Raw genomic sequence first — 21,307 nt, 5'->3', positions numbered from 1 at the left:
GCGTCGTGACAGACGAAGGAGACCACGTGTCAGGAGTGACGCACACCGTGCTGGTCGAGTGGGACGGAGCGGACCGGTCGTCCGAGGCCGACGCCCTGTCGCGCGAGCACCTGCCGCTGATCGACGGTGTCGAGTCCGTGCAGTCGGGGACGAGCGTGAGCACCGAGGGGCTGGAGGGCGGGTTCCAGTGGATGCTCGTGGTCCGGTTCCGCGATCGGGCGGCGCTCGCCGGGTACCTGCCGCACCCGGAGCACCAGCCGGTGGCGGAGTTCATCGGCGGGGCGAGTGCCCGGGTCGTGGTGTTCGACGTCGAGGACGCGGCGTAGCCGGCAGCGCCTTCGTCCGGACTGGATCGGGGGTGCCGACGCCTTGCGCTGACCGGTACGATGGAAGCACGACGGGCCGGCTACCGGAACGTCGCCAGCCGAAGGCCCCGCTCGCGGGGCCTTCGTTCTTCCACCAGCTCTGCGTCAGGGACGCCACGTGTGATCGTGCGTGAGCACCGCTTCGACCTGGCGCCACTGTCGAGCGAGAGTCCTCTGTGCGGCGGGGTGCGCATTGTCGATCCGCTCCCGCCGGAAGTGGACGTAGACAGCGAGATCGATCGCCTGGAGCCCGTCCGAACCGGCAGAGGACGCAAAGTTGATCGGCGCGGAGATGTGTCGAAGTCGAGACGACCGGGCGTCGTCGCGTCCCGCCGATTGGTACCCCGCGAACGCGCGCTGATGATCGTTCTGGGTTGCGATCTGGTCCGCCACGATGATGGTCTGTTCGTCTCCTCCGGATGCGACCGTGTAGGCGTCGATCTGTTCGAGGAGGTGTTCGAACACGACAGCGTGAGGCTGCGGCGGATAGCGGTACCGAGCGTTCAGACGCGCGACGTCGACCCCGCGGAAGAGGTAGCGGACGCCACATTCCCTCGATGCCCGCAGAGCGGCGATGTACACACCAGCTGCTTCTCGGTGTCGCCCACGAAACCGGGCCCACGCGCCGTTGCCGCCCATCAGCTCGTGCGCGTGGAACTCGATGCGGGGATCGGTGCCGTGTTCTGCGGCAGTTCGGCGTCGAATTGAGCCGTAGGCATCGGAGAGATGCTCCCACTGCTCGATGCTCGCGACGGCGGCACCGATGAAGTAGAAGTCGCGGTCGTACGACTCGTCGACGTACGCGATCAGCACTTCCCAAGCGTGGCACGGCTGCGACGACTCGCGATCCTCCTGTGGATATCGCGCCGTGTTCCTCGCAGTCGCGCCCGACGTCGTGGTTTTCGATCACCTCGCGGGCCATCTCGCCCGCAGTGTCTGACGACGGATCAGCGCCGGTCGACCGCGCTGACGACCATGCCGGTGCACACGAACAGGACGCCGCCGATGAACGCCGATGCTCCGGCGACGGCACCTTCGACACCGCCGAGGCTCAGCGCCGCGATCGCACCCATCGCGGCCAGGGGCACGCCGACCAGGTAGGCGACGAGCGCGGTTTCGGGGATGAGCTTCTTCGTCGCCACGTCAGTGCTGCTTCCGACGGCGGGAGGCCTGCAGTGCGATGACCGCGGCACCGGTGACGGCGAGGCCGCCGGCCCAGGGGAGCAGGTGCATCGCGTCCGACCCCGTGTAGGCGAGCTCGCCCGTGGTCACGGTCGGAGTGGCGACCGTGCCCGTGGGGGAGACGGCCAGAGCCGCGGTGGGCTGGACATCGACCGTGAAGGCGGTCGCGAACCCGCTCGAGGCGACCTCGAGGGAGTGCGTCGACGCCTCGGGGAACGTGACGTCGGTCGCGACCCACGGATCGCGGCTCGGCGTGATGACGTCGGAAGCGTGATCCGAGGTCACCGTGAACGACACCGGGTAGCCGTCGGCGTCGTCGACCTCGTTGCCGAAGCGGTCGACCAGGTGGCCGCTGACGAGCAGGGTCCCGCCCTGGTCGATGGTGGGCTGGCCGCCCTCGAACCCGACCCCGAACCCGATGTACCCACCGTCGGGCTGACGGGTGGTCTCGTTCTCGAACGTCCAGACGGTGCCGTCGCGTTCGATGACCCAGCTGGTGGAGTGCGCGGTGAGGAAGGTGTCCTTGTCCTCGGCGGTGACCTCCACGCCGAGCGGTGCGGCGGCGTCGATCGTGATGTTGACGTACTGCGAGGCGGTCGTGGTGCCGCTCGTCGCCACGATGCGGAACGCGTAGGTGCCGGAGTAGCGGGGCTTCCCGGAGAGCGCGCCGGTGGCGTGGTCCAGGGACAGGCCGTACGGCAGGTACCCGGACTCGTCACCGTCGTCCTCGCTCGCGTACGGATCGTCGAGCGAGTAGTAGGCGGCCGAGTACGTCGGTGCGGGGAAGCCCTCGGCGGCGAACGTGTGGGTGAAACGCTCACCGGCGACCGCGGAGAACGTGATCGGGTCGTCTTCGGTCGAGGCCTCCGGGAAGGCCGCCTCCTGCGTGACGACGGCCGTCGTGGTCGTCGCGGACTCGTCGGTGTCGCTGGTGATCGTGACGCTGATGGTCTTGCCGGCGTCCGATGCAGCGACGACGTACGAGTCGGCGGTGACCGGCAACGACGTGTCACCGCTGGTCCACGCGTAGGCCAGGTCGCCGGTGAAGTCGTGCCCGGTCGCCGTCAGGGTGCTGCCGACGGTCGCGTCCCCGGTGATCGTCACGGTCGGCGACGCTGCCGGTTCGGCTGCGACGGGCGCGGTGGGATCGGGAGTCGCAGTCGCGGCCGGCGTGCTGACCGGCAGGGACGGTTCCGCGGTGGGATGAGCTGTCGCCTCGGCCGTCGGCGCGGACGTCGACCCGGGAACCGGCGGAGCCGACTCGTCAGCGCCGTCAGCCGTGCTGTCAGTGCCCTGCGCCGGGGACGCGGTCGCGGTGCTCGTCGGCGCGACGGGCTGCTCGTCGGCGAAGGCGGTCGTGGCCGTCAACGCGCCGAAGCCGGTGCTCAGGCCGATGACGGCGATGGTCGCGCCGATCGCGCAGGCGCGTCGAAGTGTTGCAGTGCTGTGCTGCAAGGGTGGTCCCCTCGGGTGTGCAGTCCGGCAGGAGACCGGACGTCTGAGATCGCCGGAAGCCGGCGCTCTCGGATCGTAGCCAACCTTGGAGCGCGCTGTGGACCTCGTCGCGAGCATCCCCCACGAATTGGGGGCGAGTGCTCACTCCACCAACGACTGCGTCCCCAGCACGATCGCCAGCGCCAACCGCTCGGCGTCCACCGACCCCGGCACCGCCGTGTACGCCAGGATCCGCAGGTCCTCCGGCCCGACGACCAGGGTGTCGCAATCGAGTGTGATGAGCCCGACGTCGGGGTGGTCGATCACCTTGCGGCGGGCCGTCTCGCCCAGGGCCGTCGCACCCGAGTCCCAGAGCTCGACGAACCGTTGGCTCGCCGCCCGCAGGTCCCGCACGAGCTGCTGCAACTGCCGATCGAGCGGGTAGCGGGCCGCGGTCATCCGGAGTCCGGCGACCAGGTTCTCCTCGAACGCCGCCTGTTCCGCGGGCGTGTGCACGGCGCGGCTGCCGGCACCGACCAGGTGCCGCCAGGCGGTGTTGCGTTCGTTCCCGCGCATCCCGCCGATCGGTCCCATCAGGGCTTCGTGCGGAGCGTTGGTCACGAGCAGGTTCCCGGCGGCGTCGAGCACCGCGACCGGGGTGTCCGCCAGCCGGTCGAGCAGCCGCTGCACACTCGGCGGGATCCGCGACGGCACGACGTCCGCGCCCGGGGCCGCGTGCCCGGCGAGCCGGTACAGCAGCTCGCGTTCGGCGTCCGAGACCCGGAGGGCACGCGTCAGCGCCTCGACCACCTGGGCGGACGGCGACGTCGCGCGACCCTGTTCCAAGCGCGTCAGGTAGTCGGCGGAGATCCCCGCGAGGCCCGCGAGTTCCTCACGCCGCAGTCCCGCCGCGCGACGCCGCGGCCCGACGGTCATGCCGGCGGCAGCCGGGGTCACGTGGTCGCGGAGCCGTCGCAGGGTGTGCCCGAAGTCCGTGTCCGCCATGCCACCAGTCTGCGCGCACGTCGCGGCCCCGTCCTGGCCCCACCAGTCCTACGACAACCGGGCGACTCCCTGCCGACCTCGTCGAGCGTGACGCTGGACCCATGACAACGACACTCATCACCGGCGCCACCCGTGGCCTCGGCAAGGAAACCGCCCGCCAACTCGTCGCAGCCGGCCACGCCGTCTGGATCGGCGCTCGCGACGCCCACCAGGGAGCGGCCGTCGCCGCCGAGATCGGCGCACGCTCCGTCCAGCTCGACGTCCGCGACGATGACTCGGTCGCCGCAGCCTTCGCGCACATCGACGCGAACGGCGGCCTGGACGTCCTGGTCAACAACGCCGGCATCGCGATGTGGGGTCTGAACGGTCCGGACGCGCTCGCCGTCTTCGACACGAACGCCGTCGGGATCGTCCGCACGACCGAGGCCGCGTTGCCGATCCTGCGCCGATCGGCCAGCCCCCTCGTCGTCAACGTCGGGAGCGCACTCGGCTCGTTCACGGCGGTCCACGACCCGGACAGTGCGGCGTCGACCGTGCAGGCCGCGGTCTACGGCGCGAGCAAGTCGGCCGTCTCGATGCTCACGGTGCAGTACGCCCGCATCGCACCCGAGGTGCGCTTCGTGGTCCTCGAGCCCGGCTACACGGCGACCGAGCTCGGTGGGGTGCCGAACCCGCACGGTCGCCCCGTCGAGGTGAGCGCGGCGACCGTCGCGGCCGCCGCGAGCGTGGGCCCGGAGGGCCCGACCGGCGTGTTCCTTGAGGACGGCCAGCCGCTCGGGTGGTGACGACAGAGCGGACGGGCGCGCCCTGCTCAGCGGCGACGCGAAGCGTTGTGCGGGGCGCGCCGACCGAGCCTGCGAGGGAGGGGCTGCGCAGCCACGGGCCTCCCGTCCGCCGTGCGGTCGCGTCTACAGCAGCTGGCGCGCGTTGGTCGACGCGAGGTCCAGCAGCTCGTCGCCGCGACCGGACAGCACCGTGCGGATGGCGTAGAGCGTGAAGCCCTTCGCCTGCTCGAGCGTGACCGCCGGGGGCATCGACAGCTCCTGCCGGTTCGCGCGCACCGAGACGAGCGCGGGGCCGTCGTGCGCGAGCGCGGCAGCCATCGCGTCCTCGAAGTCGTCGGACACGTCGACCTTGAAGCCCTTGATGCCGATCGCCTCGGCGACCGCGGCGAAGTCCGGGTTCTGCAGCTCGGTGCCGTAGTTCACGAACCCGGCGGCCTTCATCTCGAGCTCGACGAAGTTCAGCGACGAGTTGTCGAACACGACGATCTTCACGGGCAGCTTGTTCTGCACGATCGTGATGAGCTCGCCGAGCAGCATCGTCAGGCCGCCGTCACCCGCGAGCGCGATCACCTGGCGGTCCGGGAACGCCGTCTGCGCACCGATCGCCTGCGGGACAGCGTTCGCCATGGTGCCGTGCACGAACGAGCCGATCAGGCGACGCTTGCCGTTCATCGTGAGGTAGCGCGACGCCCACACGACGGGGGAGCCGACGTCCGGGATGAACACGGCGTCCTGCGCGGCGATCCGGTCGAGCACCCGGGCGACGTACTGCGGGTGCAGCGGCTTCTTCCGGCCTGCGGGGACGGCCAGGTCGTCGAGCTTCTCGCGGGTCTTCCGGTAGCGCTTCAGCGATTCCTCGAGGTGCTTCGTCGGGTGCGAACCGGTGAGCAGCGGGATGAGGGCGAGCGCGGTGTCCTTGACGGTGCCGACCAGGCCGATGTCGACGGGGTGCCGCCGGCCGAGCTGCGACCCGCGGATGTCGACCTGCACGTGCTTCGCCTTGGCGGGGAAGAACTGCTGGTACGGGAAGTCGGTGCCGAGCATGAGCACGACGTCGGCGTCCTCCATCGCCCGGTACCCGGACGCGAAGCCGAGCAGGCCCGTCATGCCGACGTCGTAGGGGTTGTCCCACTCGATGTGCTCCTTGCCCCGCAGGGCGTGCACGATCGGGGCCTGCAGCCGCTCGGCCAGCGCGATGACCTCGTCGTGCGCCCCGGCGACACCGGCACCGGCCAGGATCGTGACCTTGTCGGCACCGTTCAGCAGCTCGGCGGTGCGGAGCAGCTCGGCCTCGCTCGGCACGATGCGCGGCGTCGTGCGCTCGATGCGGGTGGTGCGGTCGTCCTTCGCCTCGGCGAGCAGGACGTCGCCGGGGATCACGAGCACCGCGACCCCGCGCTTCTCGACGGCCTCGCGCATCGCGATCTCGAGCAGGCGGGGCATCTGCGTCGGGTCGGCGACGTACTCGACGTAGACCGAGCACTCGCGGAACAGCTCCTGCGGGTGGGTCTCCTGGAAGTAGCCGGAGCCGATCTCGGCGGTGGGGATGTGCGCGGCGATCGCGAGGACCGGGACGCGCGACCGGTTGGCGTCGAACAGGCCGTTGATGAGGTGCAGGTTGCCCGGGCCGCAGCTGCCGGCGCAGACCGCGAGCTCGCCGGTCAGTTCGGCCTCGGCGCTCGCGGCGAACGCAGCGGCCTCCTCGTGGCGGACGTGCTCCCACCGGATCGTGCCGTCCTTTCGCAGGGCGTCGGTGAAGCCGTTGAGGGAGTCCCCCGGCAGGCCGTAGACGCGGGCGACGTCGTTCTTGCGGAGGGTGGCGACGATGTTCTCGGCAACGGTTGGCATGCCTCCTGTCTACTCGCGGGCGGCTGCGCTGAGTGCTTTCAGAGGCTCGCCGGACCCGTGGTCGGAGTCCGGGCTGGGACGATGGTCGGATGACCGACGCGCCGCTGCTCCGCCCCCGCCGACCGGAGTCCGACGGCACCGGGATCCTCGAGCCGTCGCCCTACCCGCTCGTCTCCGTCGCGATCGCGGTCATCGCCGTGGTCGTCATCACGCTCGTCGGGTTCGCCCTCGGCACGGTTGACCTCGGACTGTCGAAGGCCCTGAACGCCCTGCACACCGGCGCGATCGGGGCGTTCACCACGGCGGTCTACCACGTCATCAGTCCTGGGCCGGCGATCGGGATCACCGTCGTCGTCGTGGCCGTGATCTGGTGGCGCACCCGGAGTCTCCGTCCGGCCCTGGCCTTCGGCGGCACGATCGCCATCACGTGGGTGCCGTCCGCGGTCGTGAAGGAGATCGTCCACCGCGCCAGGCCCGACGTCGCCGTGCTGCCGCACCCGTTCCCGGTGCAGCCCGACCCCGGGTACCCGAGCGGGCACACCGTCTACATCACGGCGTTCGTGATCGCGCTGATCTGGCTGCTGCGCGAGACCCGGTGGCACCGACTCGCACTGACGCTCGGGGTCGTCGCGATCGTGGTGGTGTTCTTCTCGGTGTCGATCGACGCGGTGCACTACCCGACCGACGCGGTGGCCTCGATCCTGTGGGCGCTCGCCGTGGCCCCGGGGGTGCGGGTGGTGTGGGTCGACTGGCTCATGCCGCGGATCCCGTTCCTGCGGGGTCGGTGACCGACCGGGTCAGGCCAGGCGGGTGCGACCGCGGGCGACGAGCAGTGCCACGACGGCCACCACGGCGGACGCGAGCATCACGATCGCCAGCGGTGCCGCCGTCACCGAGCCGCCGATGCTGACGAGCGGGGACACCAGCGCCGCGAGCCCGAACTGCAGCGCACCGAGCACGGCCGACGCGCTGCCGGCAGCGGCGGGGACCGCACCGAGCGCCAGCGCCGTGGCGTTGCCGAGCACCAGGCCGAGCGAGCCGACCGCGGTGAACAGCGGGACCGCGAGCCAGAACACGGGCGCCGCGAAGACGACGAGCAGCGCGAACGCGACCGTCGAGGCGAACACCAGGGCGATGCCGAGCGACAGCACGCCGGTGACCGAGCGCGTCTCGGTGAGCTTGGCGGACACGATGCTCACGCCCATCAGGGCCAGCGCGTTCAGCCCGAACGCCAGACCGTAGCCGACGGTGCCGAGCCCGATCATGTCCTGGTACAGGAACGGCGAGGCCGAGATGTACGCCATCATCACGGCGAACGCGAAGCCGAACACGGCGATGTACCCGAGGAAGGTGCGGGAGCGCAGCGCACGGAGCGGCGAACCGGAGCTCTTCCGCTCCTCGCGCAGCACGTCGCGGTGCGCCTTCAGGTGGGTCTCACGGATGACGGCGAGCACCGCGACGAGCATGACCACGGACAGGCCGAGGACGATCGACAGCAGGCCGCGCCAGCCGATCGGACCGGTGAGCAGGCCACCGAGCAGCGGAGCGACGACGGGGGCGACCCCGCCGACGATCATCATGAGCGAGAACGCGCGGGCTGCGGGCTTGCCGGTCGCCAGGTCGGAGATGACCGCACGGCTGATCACCATGCCGGCTGCACCGCCCAGGCCCTGCAGGAGTCGGGCCGCGATGAGCACGCCGATGTTCGGTGCGAACACGGCGGCGACGCTCGCGAGGACGCACAGTGCCGCGCCGGCGATGAGCGGCGGCACGCGGCCGAACCGGTCGGACAGCGGGCCGAAGACGAGCTGGCCGGCCGTGACGCCGACCAGGAACGCGGTCAGGGTGAGCTGCACGGTGGTGGCGCTCGCACCGAGCTCGGTGGTCATCTGCGGGAACGCCGGCAGGTACAGGTCGGTGGCGAAGGGGGCGACGGCGCTGAGCAGGCCGAGCACCAGCAGCAGCGGTGTCGTGATGCCCTGCTGCCTGGTCGTGGGTGTCGCGGCGTGCGCGCGGATGGTTCCGGTGTCCGTGGTCATTGTTATGAAAGCATAACTCATTGCCGATCCTCGGTACAGTACGGACATGCACTCCGCCGTGTCCGACCACGTCCTCGCCGACCTCGCCGACGTCGTGCTGCGGATCTCGCGGGAGATCGACCCGCACGGTGCCGGGGCGCTCGACATCGTGCCGCTCACCGGGACCGAGGCGCTCGTGATGCGCTGGGTCGACCGCAACCCCGGCACCTCGCCGAGCGCGACGGCCGAGGCGACGGCACTCAAGCGCAGCAACCTCAGCGTCGCGCTGCGGTCCCTGGTGGAGAAGGGGATGGTCGAACGTCGGCAGGACCCGGACGATGCGCGGACCGTGCAGCTGCACTCGACCGACGTGGCGCGGGAGAGCATCGGACGCCTCCGCGCGCACTGGGCCGGCAAGCTCCGCGACGCGCTCGGCGACGACGACGCCGGGTTGCCCGGGGCGCTCGCGCTGCTCGACCGGATCGACGAGGGGCTGCGCGGGGTCTAGTCCTGCGGGGCGTCGTCCTCGATCGGCAGCAGCCGCCGAGCGCCGTGGCCTTCGTCGCCGAGCGTGTCGCCCGGGTTCACGACCGAGCACGCCCCGAGCGAGACGCAGCCGCACCCGATGCACTGCGTCATCTCCTGCTGCAGCCGCTCGAGTTCCAGCTGGCGGGCCCGGAGTCGTGCACGCCACCGCTCGTTCAGCCGGTTCCAGTCGCGCAAGGACGGCATCCGGTCGGCCGGCAGCGTGCCGAACTGCTCGGCGACCTCGCTGAGCGGGATGCCGAGGCGCTTCGCCACCTGGATGATCGCGATCCGCCGTTCGACGTGCCGCGGGTACATCCGGGTGCCGCCGTCGGTGCGCTCGGGCCGGATCAGGCCCTTGCGCTCGTAGAAGTGCAGGGCCGACGCGGCGACGCCGGTGCGTCGGACGATCTCGCCGATCGGGAGCAGGTCGGTCGGGCGGGGCGGCTGGATCTCGACCATGGTCGAGATCCTACGGTGGATCTCGACGCGACGAACGGGCGGACGGGAGGCCCGTGGCGGGCCCGCCACGGGCCTCCCGTCCGTCCGTCGGTCGCGTCTACCGCTGCTGGAACGACTCCCAGAGCAGGAACGCGGTGAACAGGACGAACGGCGTGCACGCCACCACGTTGAGCCAGCGGTGCTCGACGACCACCGCGACGAACTCGCGCAGGAACGCACTCGGCACGTAGTACGGCGCCGTCGGCGAGCCGACCACCTGCGCCGGCAGGCCGAGCCGGCGGGCCAGGGTGGCGGCGCGGAGCACGTGGTAGTCGTTCGTGACCACGACGACCTGACCGTCGCGCCCGGCCTCGGCCTGCACGGCGCGCGAGAGCCGCAGGTTCTCGCGGGTGTTGCGGGACTCGGTCTCGGGCCGGACGTCGTCGGGGTCCGCCCCGTTCGCCAGGAGGTACTCCGCCATCGCGGTGCCCTCGGCGCGCGGTTCGTCGTCGCCCTGCCCGCCGGAGGGGATCAGCAGCGGCCGACGCCCGGCGGCTCGTTCGGCGCGGTACACGACGAGTGCGCGGTCGAGGCGGCTGCGGAGCAGGGGCGGCACCTCACCGCGGATCAGCCCGGAACCGAGGACGACGATCGTGTCCGGCACGGTGCCGTGACGCATCCGGCCGTAGACGACGGAGTACACGGCGAACGCGACGAGGGACGCGGCGAAGTACCCGCAGACGAACACCATCAGCACGGCGACCGCGATCCGGGCGCCGTCCCAGAGCGTGAACCCCTCGCCGCTCGCGGATACGAACAGCGCGATCGCCACCGCCGGCAGCACGAACACCAGCACCCCCGCGACCAACGACAGGGTGTTGCCGAGACTGCGCCCCTCGGAGCGGAGCATCCGGAACCCGTTCGCGATGAGGGCCACACCGAGGACGACCACCGCGAGCGGGACGAGCAGCAGCACGGTGCCGACGACCAGGCTGAACCCGGGGACCACGAGCGTCAGCGCGGTCACGGCCGTCGCGAGCGCGAAGAACGCGGCCGCCGTCAGGAACACCCCGTTCCGGAGCATCCGCGGGTCACGCCGCCTGCTCGCGACGTACAGCAGCAGGAAGACCAGCGCGAAGCAGGCCGGCACCCCCACGGAGGTCATCGGTCGGCCGAACGGAGCGCGGTCATGCGCTCACGGTACCGGCCGCGGGGTCAGGCGACCGCGCGGCGGATCAGGTCGGCGACGGTCGCCTCGTCCGCCTCGGAGAACTCCGGCGTGATCGCCCACGACGTCGGCCAGAACGTCCCGTCGTCGAGTGCGGCAGAGTCCTGGAACCCGAGCGTCGCGTACCGGGCCTTGAACTTCGCGGCGTCCTGGAAGAAGAACGCCGCCTTGCCGTCCTGGTAGTACGCGGGCATGCCGTACCAGAGCTTCGGCGCGAGGTCGGGCGCGACCTCGAGCGCGATCCGGTGGATGCGTTCCGCGAGACCGCGGTCCGGCTGGGGCATCTCGGTGATCTTCGCCTCGACCGCGGCGGCGTCCGCTGCCGCCTTCTCCGCCTTGGTGCCCTTCGTGCCTCGGGTGCGTTTGACCTCGGCGGCGTGCTCCTGCATCGCCGCGCGTTCCTCGTCGGTGAAGGTGCCCTCGGTCTTCGTCGTCCGTGCCATGGTGGTGCCCTTCCGTGTCGGTGCGTCGATCATGCACCCGATCACGCTCGTGGCGCTCGTCCGATCACGCTCGTTGCGCTCGTCCGATGGCGCTGGTGGCAGGCTCGGACCATGACCTACATCGCCAGCGACGACCGCTACGACTCGATGACGTACCGCCGCACCGGCCGCTCCGGGCTCGACCTGCCGCTGCTCTCCCTGGGGTACTGGCACAACTTCGGTGACGACGTGCCGTTCGAGACGCAGCGCGCGATCAGCCGTCGGGCCTTCGACCTCGGCATCACGCACCACGACCTCGCGAACAACTACGGCCCGCCGTACGGAGCCGCCGAGGTGAACTTCGGGCGCCTGATGCGTGAGGACTTCCGGCCGTACCGCGACGAGATGGTCGTGTCGACCAAGGCCGGGTGGGACATGTGGCCGGGTCCGTACGGCCAGGGCGGCGGTTCGCGGAAGTACGTGCTCGCCTCGCTCGACCAGTCCCTGCAGCGGACGGGTCTCGACTACGTCGACGTCTTCTACTCGCACCGACTCGACGCCTCGACCCCGCTCGAGGAGACGATGGGCGCGCTGCACACCGCGGTCCAGCAGGGCAAGGCGCTGTACGTCGGCATCTCGTCGTACGACGCGGAACGCAGCCGACAGGCCGCCGCGATCCTGCGCGACCTCGGTACCCCGCTCCTCATCCACCAGCCGTCGTACTCGATGCTCAACCGCTGGATCGAGACCGAGGGGCTGCTCGACGCCGCCGGCGAGCTCGGCTTCGGCGTGATCGGGTTCACTGCGCTCGCGCAGGGCCTGCTCACCGGCAAGTACCTGGACGGGGTGCCGTCTGATTCCCGAGCCGCCGCCGGCAAGTCGCTCGACGCGTCGAGCATCACCTCGGAGGTCGTCGGGCACCTCCGGGCGCTGAACGACGTCGCCGCGGCTCGTGGACAGTCCCTGGCGCAGCTCGCCCTGGCCTGGGCGCTCCGTGACGAGCGGGTGACCTCGCTCGTGATCGGGGCGTCGAAGGTGTCGCAGCTCGAGGACAACGTCGCGGCGCTGGCGAACACGTCGTTCACCGACGAGGAGCTCCGCACCATCGACGAGCACTCGGTCGGCATCACCGACGTCGACCTGTGGGCGGGAGCGCGTGCCGGCGAGGTCTCCTGACCGCGGACCTACGAGCGGTTCGGTCCGGCGCCCACCGGGGTGCGACCGCGGAGTCGCTCGCGGCTGAGCGCCGGCAGCGCGAACCCGGTGTCCCGTTCGAGCACGTGGGTGCCCGGCGCGACGATCGCGTCGATCGCGTCGAGCAGCCCGTCGTCGAGGACGATCTCGGACGCCTGCACGTAGGCGTCGACGTGCGAGACGGTGCGCGGCCCGATCACCACCGAGGACACGTCCGGGTGGGTCAGGGCGAAGGCGACCGCGAGCTCCGACACCGTGAAGCCGGAGTCGTCGGCCAGGCGTCCGAGCCGGTCGGCGACCTCGAGCTTCCGACGGTTCCGCGGGGCGCCGATGTCGTACGCGTCCGGGTGCTCGTCGACGTGCGGTGAGCGTGGTTGGACGGTGCCGTTGCGGTAGGTGCCCGCGAGCCAGCCGCCGGCGAGGGGTGCTCCGGCCAGGACCCCGAGACCGAAGCGACGGGCGACCGGCAACACCGTGCGCTCCGCCGTGCGGGTGAGGATCGAGTAGGGCACGTGCGTCGCGGTGGCGCTCTTCGACCCGGACCGCAGCCACTGCGCCTCGACGAGCTCCTCGGCCGGGAACCCGGGGAGGCCGAACGCGCGGATCTTGCCCTGTGCGACCAGGTCGGCGAGGGCGTCGAGCGTCTCGTCGAGCGACGTCGCCGGGTCCGGCAGCGCCGGCTGGTACAGGTCGATGACGTCGGTGCCGAGTCGCTGCAGGCTCCGCTCCACGGCACGGAACATCCACCGCCGCCCGTTGCCGCGGTGCGCCGGGTCCTGGTCGACCGGGGCGCCGAACCGCACCGACAGGAACACGTCCTCGCGCCGTCCGGCGATCGCCGCACCCACCGCGGTCTCGGCCAGGCCCGCGCCGTCAGCGTCCGAGACGTCGACCGACGTCACGCCGCGGGTGAGCGCCTCGAGCACGAGGGGCACACCGGCCGACGGGTCGTGGGCCGCGACGCCGGCGACGGCACGCGTCCCCAGCGTCAGCGAGCTGACGGGCGCCCCCGTGCGCCCCATGCGTCGCTGTTCCATGCGCGCCACGATATGGGCCGTGCGGGCCGCAGGACGGTCCGGTGACGAAGCGTTACCCCTGGCCCCGACCGGAACGGTTGGTACGATGGGCGCAGTTCTGAAACACGCAGTGTGTATCTACCGGCCGCCGGCTCCCCGGCGGACAACGGCGGCACCCGATGGGTCCGCCCCCACCGAACCGGGCCGGGCCGAGAAGGCACACCCCCATGCTCCACACCAGTCCCACCCCGTCCGCGCCCGCCCCGGAGCGCACGGACACCGCGACCGCCGGAGACGCCTCGCTCGTCTCCCTCGCCGGACGCTGGTACTTCCCGGTGGCGTTCATCGCCCGCCTGCCGTTCGCCATGATGGTCGTCGGGGTCCTCACCCTCGTCGTGGCCGCGCGTGACTCCGTCGCCCTCGGCGGCGTCAACTCCGCCTCGGTCGGCATCGGTGCCGCGGTGTTCGGACCGATGGTCGGTGCCGCCGCGGACCGGTTCGGCCAGCGTGCCGTGCTCGTCCCCGTCGGCCTCGTCAACGCGGCGCTGCTCGGCGCGTTCCCCTTCGTCGTCAGCGGCAGCGCGCCGGACCTCGCCGTGCTCGCGATGGCGTTCTGCATCGGGGCGTCCGCGCCCCAGGTCGCGCCGATGTCCCGGACCCGGCTCGTCGCCATCATCGCGCAGCGCATGAGACCGGCCCGCCGCGAGAAGACCCTCAGCGGCACGATGGCGTACGAGTCGGCCGCCGACGAGACCGTCTTCATCATCGGCCCGTTCCTGGTCGGCATCCTCGCCAGCGCGATCGCCCCCTGGGTCGCCGTGGCGGGCGCCTCGGCCCTGACCTTCGTGTTCGTGACCGCCTTCGCGCTGCACCCCACCGGCAAGCTCGTGCTCGGGCAGCACGAGGAACTGACCCAGGCCCCGGCCCGCCAGCTCCTGCGTCCGCGGCTCGTCGTCGTGGTCGTCGGGATCCTCGGCATCGGCCTGTTCTTCGGCTCGACCCTGACGTCGCTGACGGCGTTCATGGAGCCCCACGGCGAGGCGTCCCAGGCCGGCCTGCTCTACGGCCTGATGGGCATCGGTTCGGCCGGACTCGCGCTCGGGTCCGCAGCGTTCCCGCGGTCGTTCGGCCTCGGCTGGCGCTGGCTCGTGTTCGGTGTCGTCCTGCTCGGCGGCGCGATCGCGTTCTCGCAGGCCGACTCCGTCATGGCGGTCGGCATCGTCCTGGCGATCATGGGCGTCGGCATCGGCCCGACCCTCGTCGCCCAGTACAGCCTCGGTTCGGACCGTTCACCGGTCGGCCGGTCCGCGACCACGATGACGATCCTCGGATCCGCCGTGATCGTCGGGCAGTCGATCGCCTCCGCCATCACCGGCGACCTGGCCGAGCAGCACGGCACGTCCGTCGCGATGGTGCTCCCCGCGGCCTCGGCAGCGGTCGTCGTGCTCGCGGCCGTCGTCAACCTGCTGCTGCGGCGCCGTACCCCCGCCTGACGATCAGGACTCGGTGTCGTCGACCAACAGGTCCTCGTGCCGGTAGTCGTCGGCACGCAGCCCGGCGCGCGCGATCATGTGCGTCGAGACGGGCACCAGGAACAGCTGGAACACCATGATGGGCAGGACGACCCAGAACGCCGTCCAGGTCCCCACCGCGACGACGATCGCGGCCAGGGCGAACGCCAGCCCGAGCACCTGCGGCTTCGCCATGGCGTGCAGGCGGACGAGCGGGTCCGGGAAGCGCACGATGCCGACCCCGGCGCCGAGGGACAGCAGCGAGCCGATGAGCAGCAGGGCGAGCGCGATCCACGCCCGCACACCGGCGCCGTCGAGGAACGCCTGGATCATCTCGGTCACGACTGCTCCTCTGCTTCGGCGGCGTGCTCGGGGGTGGTGACGCTCAGGCCCTCGTCCGACGGGTCCGACGACGGCGTGACCGCTCGGGCCACCGCGACGGTCGCGAACACGCTCGTCGCCGCGATCACCACGAGCACGGGGATCCCGGTCAGGTCGCGCCGGACCACCATCGACGCCGCGATCACCACGAGCACGGTCGTCAGGACCATGTCCGATCCGATCATCCGGTCGAGGATCGTCGGGCCGCGCACGATCCGGAACACCGCGAGCGCGAGGGTGGCGCCGAGCAGGGCCAGGACCAGGGCGATGCCGATCCCCATGACGACGACGGCGGCGCTCATCGGGTGACCTCCGGCAGCGGTTCGGACAGTTCGGAGACGTCCTGCTTCGAACCGAGGGCACGGATGACCATGGCCTCGATGCCGAGGGCCTCGCGACGGGCGGCCTCGACCTGTTCGACCCGCTCGGTGTCGAGCACGTGCAGCAGCAGGCGCCGGCGGCGGAGGTCGACGTCGGCGACGTACGAGCCGGGCACCAGCGAGATCGCGAGGGTCGCCAGCGTGAAGGTCATCTCGGCGGTGGAGTGCAGCTGCACGAGCGTGATGGAGCTGCGGCGGACACCTCGCGGGCGGAACGCGACCCAGGCGACCCGGAACGACGCCGTGATGACGAGTCCGGACCACACCACGAGGAACCGGACGGCGTGCACGATCGAGAACCGGGCCGACAGCGGGACCGGCGGGAGCGGCAGCGCCTGGGTGACCAGGAGCGCCACCACGATGCCGCAGAGCAGGGTCAGTGGCGTCCACGAGCCCCAGAGCAGGGCCCACAGGACGGTCAGTCCGGCGACGAGCGGGACGTCGTACCGCCACGCCACCGCGATGCGGCGGGCGTTCGCGACGTGTCGGGTGTCGGTGTTCACCGGTCACCCCCGAGGACGGCCTGCACGTACCGGTCCGGCGATTCGAGCGACTCCGCTGCGCGGCTCGCGTACCCGTAGAGCGGGCCCGCGACCACGGTGAGGGCGACGGATCCGAGGACCGCGACCGTCGTCACACCGACGAGCATGCGCGGCAGCCGGACCTTGGTCGGCGCTTCGCCGACCGTCTCGGTCGACCCGGTGGTCGGACGGGAGGCACTGCTCGCGTGGGGTGCGTCGGTGACCGTCACCGAGCCTCCTGGGTGGAAGGCCTCACCCGTCTCCTCGGAGACGGTCAAAGGGGCGGGTTCCGGCGACCGCAGGGCTGCGTGCGGTTCGGCGGTCGTCGCGTGCGGCGCCGCGGCCTCGGCCGCGGGCTTCGGCCGCCAGAAGGCGGCGTCCCACACGCGCATCAGCGCGTACAGCGTGAGGAGCGACGTGACCACGCCGGCGGCGATCGTGACGTACGCCAACGGGGAGCCGTCCTCGGCTGCGGCGCGGAAGAGCCCGAGCTTGCCGATGAAGCCGGAGAACGGCGGGATGCCGCCCAGGTTGAACGCCGGGATCAGGTACAGCGCGGCCAGCAGCGGCGCGGCCTTCAACAACCCGCCGAGCGACCGGGTCGACGTGGTCCCCCCGACGCGCTCCATCAGGCCGGACACCAGGAACAACGTGGTCTGCACGACGATGTGGTGCACCGTGTAGAACACCGCGGCCGCCGTCCCCGCGACCGTCCCGAGCCCGACACCCATCACCATGAAGCCGATGTGGCTGATGAGCGTGAAGGACAGCAGGCGCTTGACGTCGGTCTGGGACACCGCACCGAGCACCCCGACGACCATCGTCAACACCGCCACCACGAGCAGCACGTTGTTCAACTGCGGCCCGGGGAAGATGACCGTCTCGAGGCGGATGATCGCGTAGATGCCGACCTTCGTCAGCAGACCGGCGAAGACGGCCGTGACCGGGGCCGGGGCGGTCGGGTACGAGTCCGGCAGCCAGAACGCCAGCGGGAAGACCGCCGCCTTGATGCCGAAGCCGATGAGCAGCATCGTGTGCAGGAGCAGCTGCACGTGCTCGGGCAGATCGGCGACGCGCTCGCTGATCTGGGCGATGTTGACCGTGCCGGTCGCGCCGTACACCAGGCCGATCGCGGCGAGGAAGATCGCCGACGCGATCAGGCTCGTGACGATGTACGTGGTGCCGGCCCGGACCCGCTGCTCGCTGCCGCCCAGGGTGATGAGCACGTAGCTCGCCACGAGCAGCATCTCGAACGCCACGTACAGGTTGAACAGGTCGCCGGCGATGAACGAGTCGAGCACGCCCGCGGCCAGCACGAGGTAGGTCGGGTAGAAGATCGTGACCGGAGCTTCACCGTCGTCGGCTGCGAGCCCCTGGCCGATCGAGAACAGCAGGACGATGAGCAGCACGCTGGCGCTCACCGTGAGGAGCAGGGCGCTCAGGCGGTCGACCACCAGCGAGATGCCGTACGGGGCGTCCCACCCGCCGACCTGCACGACGATGGTGCCGTGGTGGTCGACGAGCACCATGAGGGTCGCGGCGACGGCGAGTGCGACGACGAGCACCACGACGGTGATCGCTCGCTGCAGCTTCTGGTGCCGCAGGAGGCCGAGTGCGACGGCGGCGCCGAGCAGCGGGACGAGGACGAGGAGCGGGACGAGCCAGGTCATCGGTTCACTCCGTCCTGGTGCGGTTGGTGTTCGTGCGGATCGTCAGCGTCTTCGGGGGACTTCGGGTCGAAGTCGGCTTCCGGGTCGTCGTCGGGGTCGTCGCGCGTGCGGCCGATGGCGACGTCCGCTTCGTCGACCTCGACCTCATCGGCACGGGACAGCTGCCACGAGCGGTGGATGAGGGCAAGCAGGAACGCGCTGACGGCGAAGGTGATGACGATCGCGGTCAGGGCGAAGGCCTGGGGGAGCGGGTCGGTGATGCCCTCGGAGGACTTGCCGATCGGCGGGTTGCCGGCGGCGCCCGACATCACCAGCAGGAGCAGGTTCAGGGCGTTGCCGAGCAGCAGGAAGCCGAGCAGCATCCGGGTCAGGGACCGTTCGAGCAGCAGGTAGACGCCGCAGGAGAACAGCACGGCCATCGCGATCACGAGGACGAGGGTGACGGTCATGTGGCGCTCCCTTCCGGGGTGGGGGCCTCGAGGGTGTCGCGGACCGACCCCTCGGTGGTGTCGCGGGTGGGTGCCCCGGCATCCTCGAGGCGTTGCCGGTCCACCTCGGCGCCGAGGCTGCGGAGGACGTCGAGCACCAGGCCGACGACGACCAGGTACACGCCGATGTCGAAGAACGTGGCCGTGACGAACTCGACGTGACCGAGGATCGGGACGGTCGCCTCGAAGAACTCGGAGTACAGCGCTTCGCGGCCGAAGAACAGCGGCACGATCGCGGTGATCGCCGCCGTCGCGACACCGAGCCCGAGCAGTCGACCGGCACGGACCGGGGCGGCGGCGCCGAGTTCGGCCGGGCCGCCCGCCAGGTACCGGGCCGCCAGGGCGATGCCGGCGACGAGGCCACCGGCGAAGCCGCCGCCGGCCGCGTTGTGCCCGGCGAACAGCAGGTAGACCGACAGGACGATGAGCCCGTGGAACAGCAGTCGGACCACCACGTCGAGGAGTGCCGAGCGGCCGGTCGGGATGGCGGCGCTCGTCGGCAGCCAGGCGCGCGGCTCCCCGTCGGTGCGCTGGCCGTCCGCCGTCAGCTTCTCCGGCAGGTCACGGAGCCGGGGCAGCGTGTCCTCGCGGGAGTTCACGAAGATGAGGCTCGCGACGCCCGTGGCCGCGGCGACGACGACGGTGAGCTCACCGAGGGTGTCCCAGCCGCGCAGGTCGACGAGGGCGACGTTCACGACGTTGAGGCCGTGCCCGAACGAGCTCGTGAGCGCCGGCAGGTCCGGCCAGATCGGGTCGGCGGTGCGTGCCGAGGCGGCGACGATGACGACGATCGCCAGCGTGAGGCCGGCCAGCCCTGCGAAGAGCGCACGGACGATGCGGAACCGGCTCGGGTTCGTCGTCGCGATGCGCGGGGGGAGCCGCCGGAGCACCAGGACGAACGCGATGAGGGTGACGGTCTCGACCACGAGCTGCGTGAGCGCGAGGTCGACCGCACCGTGCAGGACGAACAGGACGGACATGCCGTAGCCGGTCACGCCCACCAACACGGCGGCGGCGAACCGGGTCTTCGCGGTGAGGACGGCGATCGCGCCGACGGACATCACGATGACGACCGGGATCTGCCCCCACGAGTCCGAGAACCGGACGTGGAACTCCCACGGCCCGCCGAGCACGAGGTTCGCGAGCGCACCCGCCACGAACACCGACAGGATCACCGTCAGGTAGTAGGGGAGCGAACCCCGCTGGACACCGGCGGTCAGGCCCGTCGCGAACCGGTCGAGGCCGCGCATGAGGTGCCGGTAGGTGCCCGAGGCGCTCGGGAACCCGGCGAGCTGGTGCTGCAGCGCCTCGACCGGACGTCGGAGGGCGAACAGTGCGAGACCGCCGACCAGGGTGACGGCCGAGATGCCGAGCGCCGGTTCGAGGCCGTGCCAGAGCGCGAGGTGGGGGACTTCCTCGCCGGGGAGCGAGGCCGCCGTCGCCGCGGGCTCGATGCCGTGCGCGACGACCGGGGTCAGCAGGCCGAGGGCGAGACCGGTCAGCGCCAGGATCGACGGCACCACACCCAGACCGTGCAGGGCGTGCGGTGCCGTCTGGGCGACGTCGGGCTTGCGGGCGAACGCTCCCCAGAAGAAGCGGAGCGAGTACGCCACGGTGAGCACCGAGCCGAGCGTCACGCCGACGAGGGCGAACCAGGCCCAGCCGGCGTCGGGTCCGTGCAGCGATTCGGTGAAGCCGGTCAGCACGGCTTCCTTGGCGACGAAGCCGATCGTCGGCGGGATGCCGGCCATGGACACGAGCGCGAGGGCGGCCACGACGGCCAGCCACGGTGCCTTCCGGCCGAGGCCGCTCAGGCGCCCGAGGTCGCGGGTGCCGGTGGTGTGGTCGATCGCACCGACCACCAGGAAGAGCGTGGACTTGAACGCGGCGTGCGCCACGAGCAGGGCGACCCCGCCGAGTGCCACCGCGGGCGCGCCCCACCCGGCGGCGAGCACGAGGAACCCGAGCTGCGCGACGGTGCCGTAGGCGAGCAGGAGCTTGAGGTCGGTCTGGCGGAGCGCCCGGTAGCCACCGATGAGCATGCCGAGGACACCGAGCACGGTGATCGTCTCGCGCCAGCCGTCGAGCAGTGCGAACGCCGGAGCGAGCCGGGCCACGAGGTAGATGCCGGCCTTCACCATCGCTGCGGCGTGCAGGTACGCGCTGACCGGGGTCGGAGCTGCCATGGCCGCGGGCAACCAGAAGTGGAACGGCACGATCGCCGACTTCGTCAGCGCGCCGAGCAGGACGAGGACCACCGAGACGGTGACGATCGGTCCGGTCGGCGGGGCGGCGATGATGCCGGAGAGCGAGGTCGTGCCGGCCGTGACCGACAGCATGACCAGACCGGCGAGCATCGCCAGACCACCGGCGGTGGTGACGACGAGGGCCTGCATCGCGGCCGCACGGCTCGCACGCTTGTCGGCGTCGTGTCCGATGAGCAGGTAGGAGAAGACCGTGGTGGCTTCCCACAGGACGAAGAGCACGATGACGTCGTCGGCGAGGACGAGCCCGAACATCGACCCGGCGAACGCGGTCAGCACGCCCGCGAACCGGCCGATCCCCGGTTCGTCGCGCCCGAAGTACGAGGCGCAGTAGACGAGCACGAGGGCCCCGACGATCGACACCACGAGCGCGAGCACCCACGACAGGGCGTCCATCCGCAGCGTGATCTCGAGGTCGAGCTGCGGGACCCACCGGTGCCGTTCGACGACGCTGCCGTGCAGCGCTGCGTCCGTCTGCAGCACCGTCAGCACGGCGGCGGCTGCGGGCGCGAGGGCGGCCACGGTGAACACGCGGCGGCCGAGGACGGGGGTCAGGGCGGGGACGATCAGGGCGACGATCGCGAACGCGACGAGGACGAGGACCATCGGGCACCTCCTCGGGGTCGGGC

Annotated in this window: 22 protein-coding genes; 6 read left to right on the top strand and 16 right to left on the bottom strand. The window is 71.4% G+C overall.

All coding sequences use genetic code 11. The annotated features are described in order from the left end of the window. The first annotated feature begins 26 nt into the window (after positions 1-26). Positions 27-326 carry a Dabb family protein gene (locus ITJ69_RS11780; RefSeq protein WP_194672839.1) on the top strand — a complete coding sequence of 100 codons (300 nt, stop codon included), beginning with the start codon at positions 27-29 and terminating at the stop codon, positions 324-326. A 144-nt stretch (positions 327-470) separates the two neighbouring features. Here the strand turns inward: ITJ69_RS11780 and ITJ69_RS11775 are convergent, their stop codons facing one another. From ITJ69_RS11775 to ITJ69_RS11760, 4 genes are all read right to left on the bottom strand, one after another. Continuing rightward, complete coding sequence (locus tag ITJ69_RS11775) at positions 471-1,178, bottom strand: DUF3800 domain-containing protein (RefSeq protein WP_194672838.1); 708 nt, start codon at positions 1,176-1,178, stop codon at positions 471-473. Between the two features lie 134 nt (positions 1,179-1,312). Next, entirely contained in the window at positions 1,313-1,507 is a 195-nt protein-coding gene (locus ITJ69_RS11770) for a hypothetical protein (RefSeq protein ID WP_194672837.1), read from the bottom strand. 1 nt (position 1,508) lies between these two features. Beyond that, the gene (locus ITJ69_RS11765; RefSeq protein WP_194672836.1) at positions 1,509-3,002 is read right to left on the bottom strand and encodes a putative Ig domain-containing protein; all 1,494 of its coding nucleotides are present in this window, start codon (positions 3,000-3,002) and stop codon (positions 1,509-1,511) included. A 141-nt stretch (positions 3,003-3,143) separates the two neighbouring features. Next, a complete protein-coding gene (locus ITJ69_RS11760) occupies positions 3,144-3,986 on the bottom strand; it encodes a helix-turn-helix transcriptional regulator (protein WP_194672835.1) in 843 nt (280 codons plus the stop codon). 101 nt (positions 3,987-4,087) lie between these two features. Here ITJ69_RS11760 and ITJ69_RS11755 point away from each other — a divergent pair, with 101 nt between their 5' ends. Continuing rightward, positions 4,088-4,771, top strand: a complete 684-nt coding sequence (locus tag ITJ69_RS11755) for an SDR family NAD(P)-dependent oxidoreductase (protein ID WP_131844861.1) — start codon at positions 4,088-4,090, stop codon at positions 4,769-4,771. 123 nt (positions 4,772-4,894) lie between these two features. Here the strand turns inward: ITJ69_RS11755 and poxB are convergent, their stop codons facing one another. Beyond that, positions 4,895-6,619, bottom strand: a complete 1,725-nt coding sequence (poxB, locus tag ITJ69_RS11750; RefSeq protein WP_194672834.1) for a ubiquinone-dependent pyruvate dehydrogenase — start codon at positions 6,617-6,619, stop codon at positions 4,895-4,897. Between the two features lie 89 nt (positions 6,620-6,708). Between poxB and ITJ69_RS11745 the strand changes: the two genes are divergently transcribed. Continuing rightward, complete coding sequence (locus ITJ69_RS11745; RefSeq protein WP_131844859.1) at positions 6,709-7,407, top strand: phosphatase PAP2 family protein; 699 nt, start codon at positions 6,709-6,711, stop codon at positions 7,405-7,407. A gap of 9 nt (positions 7,408-7,416) precedes the next feature. On the opposite strand, the gene ITJ69_RS11740 is transcribed toward ITJ69_RS11745, so the two are convergent. Continuing rightward, the gene (locus ITJ69_RS11740) at positions 7,417-8,658 is read right to left on the bottom strand and encodes a multidrug effflux MFS transporter (RefSeq protein WP_159570634.1); all 1,242 of its coding nucleotides are present in this window, start codon (positions 8,656-8,658) and stop codon (positions 7,417-7,419) included. 46 nt (positions 8,659-8,704) lie between these two features. On the opposite strand from ITJ69_RS11740, the gene ITJ69_RS11735 reads away from it, so the two are divergent. Next, entirely contained in the window at positions 8,705-9,145 is a 441-nt protein-coding gene (locus tag ITJ69_RS11735; RefSeq protein ID WP_228505511.1) for a MarR family winged helix-turn-helix transcriptional regulator, read from the top strand. On the opposite strand, the gene soxR is transcribed toward ITJ69_RS11735, so the two are convergent. The 3 genes from soxR to ITJ69_RS11720 form a co-directional block, all read right to left on the bottom strand. Next, positions 9,142-9,624, bottom strand: coding sequence for a redox-sensitive transcriptional activator SoxR (gene soxR / locus ITJ69_RS11730; RefSeq protein WP_111085894.1), 483 nt, complete (start codon positions 9,622-9,624; stop codon positions 9,142-9,144). The genes ITJ69_RS11735 and soxR overlap by 4 nt on opposite strands. A gap of 97 nt (positions 9,625-9,721) precedes the next feature. After that, positions 9,722-10,768 (bottom strand): YdcF family protein, encoded by a 1,047-nt coding sequence (locus tag ITJ69_RS11725; RefSeq protein WP_194672833.1) that lies wholly within the window; start codon positions 10,766-10,768, stop codon positions 9,722-9,724. Between the two features lie 50 nt (positions 10,769-10,818). Continuing rightward, a complete protein-coding gene (locus tag ITJ69_RS11720) occupies positions 10,819-11,307 on the bottom strand; it encodes an iron chaperone (protein ID WP_228505509.1) in 489 nt (162 codons plus the stop codon). A 78-nt stretch (positions 11,308-11,385) separates the two neighbouring features. Here ITJ69_RS11720 and mgrA point away from each other — a divergent pair, with 78 nt between their 5' ends. Further along, entirely contained in the window at positions 11,386-12,429 is a 1,044-nt protein-coding gene (mgrA, locus tag ITJ69_RS11715) for an L-glyceraldehyde 3-phosphate reductase (RefSeq protein ID WP_173170206.1), read from the top strand. An 8-nt stretch (positions 12,430-12,437) separates the two neighbouring features. Here mgrA and ITJ69_RS11710 read toward each other — a convergent pair whose 3' ends face one another. Then, complete coding sequence (locus ITJ69_RS11710) at positions 12,438-13,484, bottom strand: aldo/keto reductase (RefSeq protein ID WP_194672831.1); 1,047 nt, start codon at positions 13,482-13,484, stop codon at positions 12,438-12,440. Positions 13,485-13,690: 206 nt separating this feature from the next. Here ITJ69_RS11710 and ITJ69_RS11705 point away from each other — a divergent pair, with 206 nt between their 5' ends. Beyond that, positions 13,691-14,956 (top strand): MFS transporter, encoded by a 1,266-nt coding sequence (locus tag ITJ69_RS11705; RefSeq protein WP_194672830.1) that lies wholly within the window; start codon positions 13,691-13,693, stop codon positions 14,954-14,956. A 3-nt stretch (positions 14,957-14,959) separates the two neighbouring features. Here ITJ69_RS11705 and ITJ69_RS11700 read toward each other — a convergent pair whose 3' ends face one another. From ITJ69_RS11700 to ITJ69_RS11675, 6 genes are read right to left on the bottom strand one after another with little or no spacing between them, the layout of a single operon-like run. Beyond that, a complete protein-coding gene (locus ITJ69_RS11700; RefSeq protein ID WP_228505532.1) occupies positions 14,960-15,307 on the bottom strand; it encodes a cation:proton antiporter in 348 nt (115 codons plus the stop codon). Positions 15,308-15,312: 5 nt separating this feature from the next. Continuing rightward, positions 15,313-15,657, bottom strand: coding sequence for a sodium:proton antiporter (locus ITJ69_RS11695; RefSeq protein WP_123294605.1), 345 nt, complete (start codon positions 15,655-15,657; stop codon positions 15,313-15,315). Continuing rightward, positions 15,654-16,238 (bottom strand): Na+/H+ antiporter subunit E, encoded by a 585-nt coding sequence (locus tag ITJ69_RS11690; RefSeq protein ID WP_123294606.1) that lies wholly within the window; start codon positions 16,236-16,238, stop codon positions 15,654-15,656. The genes ITJ69_RS11695 and ITJ69_RS11690 overlap by 4 nt, the downstream gene beginning before the upstream one ends. After that, positions 16,235-17,926, bottom strand: a complete 1,692-nt coding sequence (locus tag ITJ69_RS11685) for a Na+/H+ antiporter subunit D (protein WP_123339137.1) — start codon at positions 17,924-17,926, stop codon at positions 16,235-16,237. The genes ITJ69_RS11690 and ITJ69_RS11685 overlap by 4 nt, the downstream gene beginning before the upstream one ends. After that, entirely contained in the window at positions 17,923-18,375 is a 453-nt protein-coding gene (locus tag ITJ69_RS11680; RefSeq protein ID WP_111085885.1) for a Na(+)/H(+) antiporter subunit C, read from the bottom strand. Before ITJ69_RS11680 ends, ITJ69_RS11685 begins: the two co-directional genes overlap by 4 nt. Continuing rightward, a complete protein-coding gene (locus ITJ69_RS11675; RefSeq protein ID WP_194672829.1) occupies positions 18,372-21,284 on the bottom strand; it encodes a Na+/H+ antiporter subunit A in 2,913 nt (970 codons plus the stop codon). Before ITJ69_RS11675 ends, ITJ69_RS11680 begins: the two co-directional genes overlap by 4 nt. Positions 21,285-21,307 lie beyond the last annotated feature (23 nt).

Origin of the sequence: Curtobacterium sp. VKM Ac-2887 (assembly GCF_015350935.1) — a bacterium.
GTDB lineage: Bacteria > Actinomycetota > Actinomycetes > Actinomycetales > Microbacteriaceae > Curtobacterium.
The sequence above is the reverse complement of the archived record's forward strand: the minus strand, read 5'-3'. Positions and strand labels throughout refer to the sequence as shown.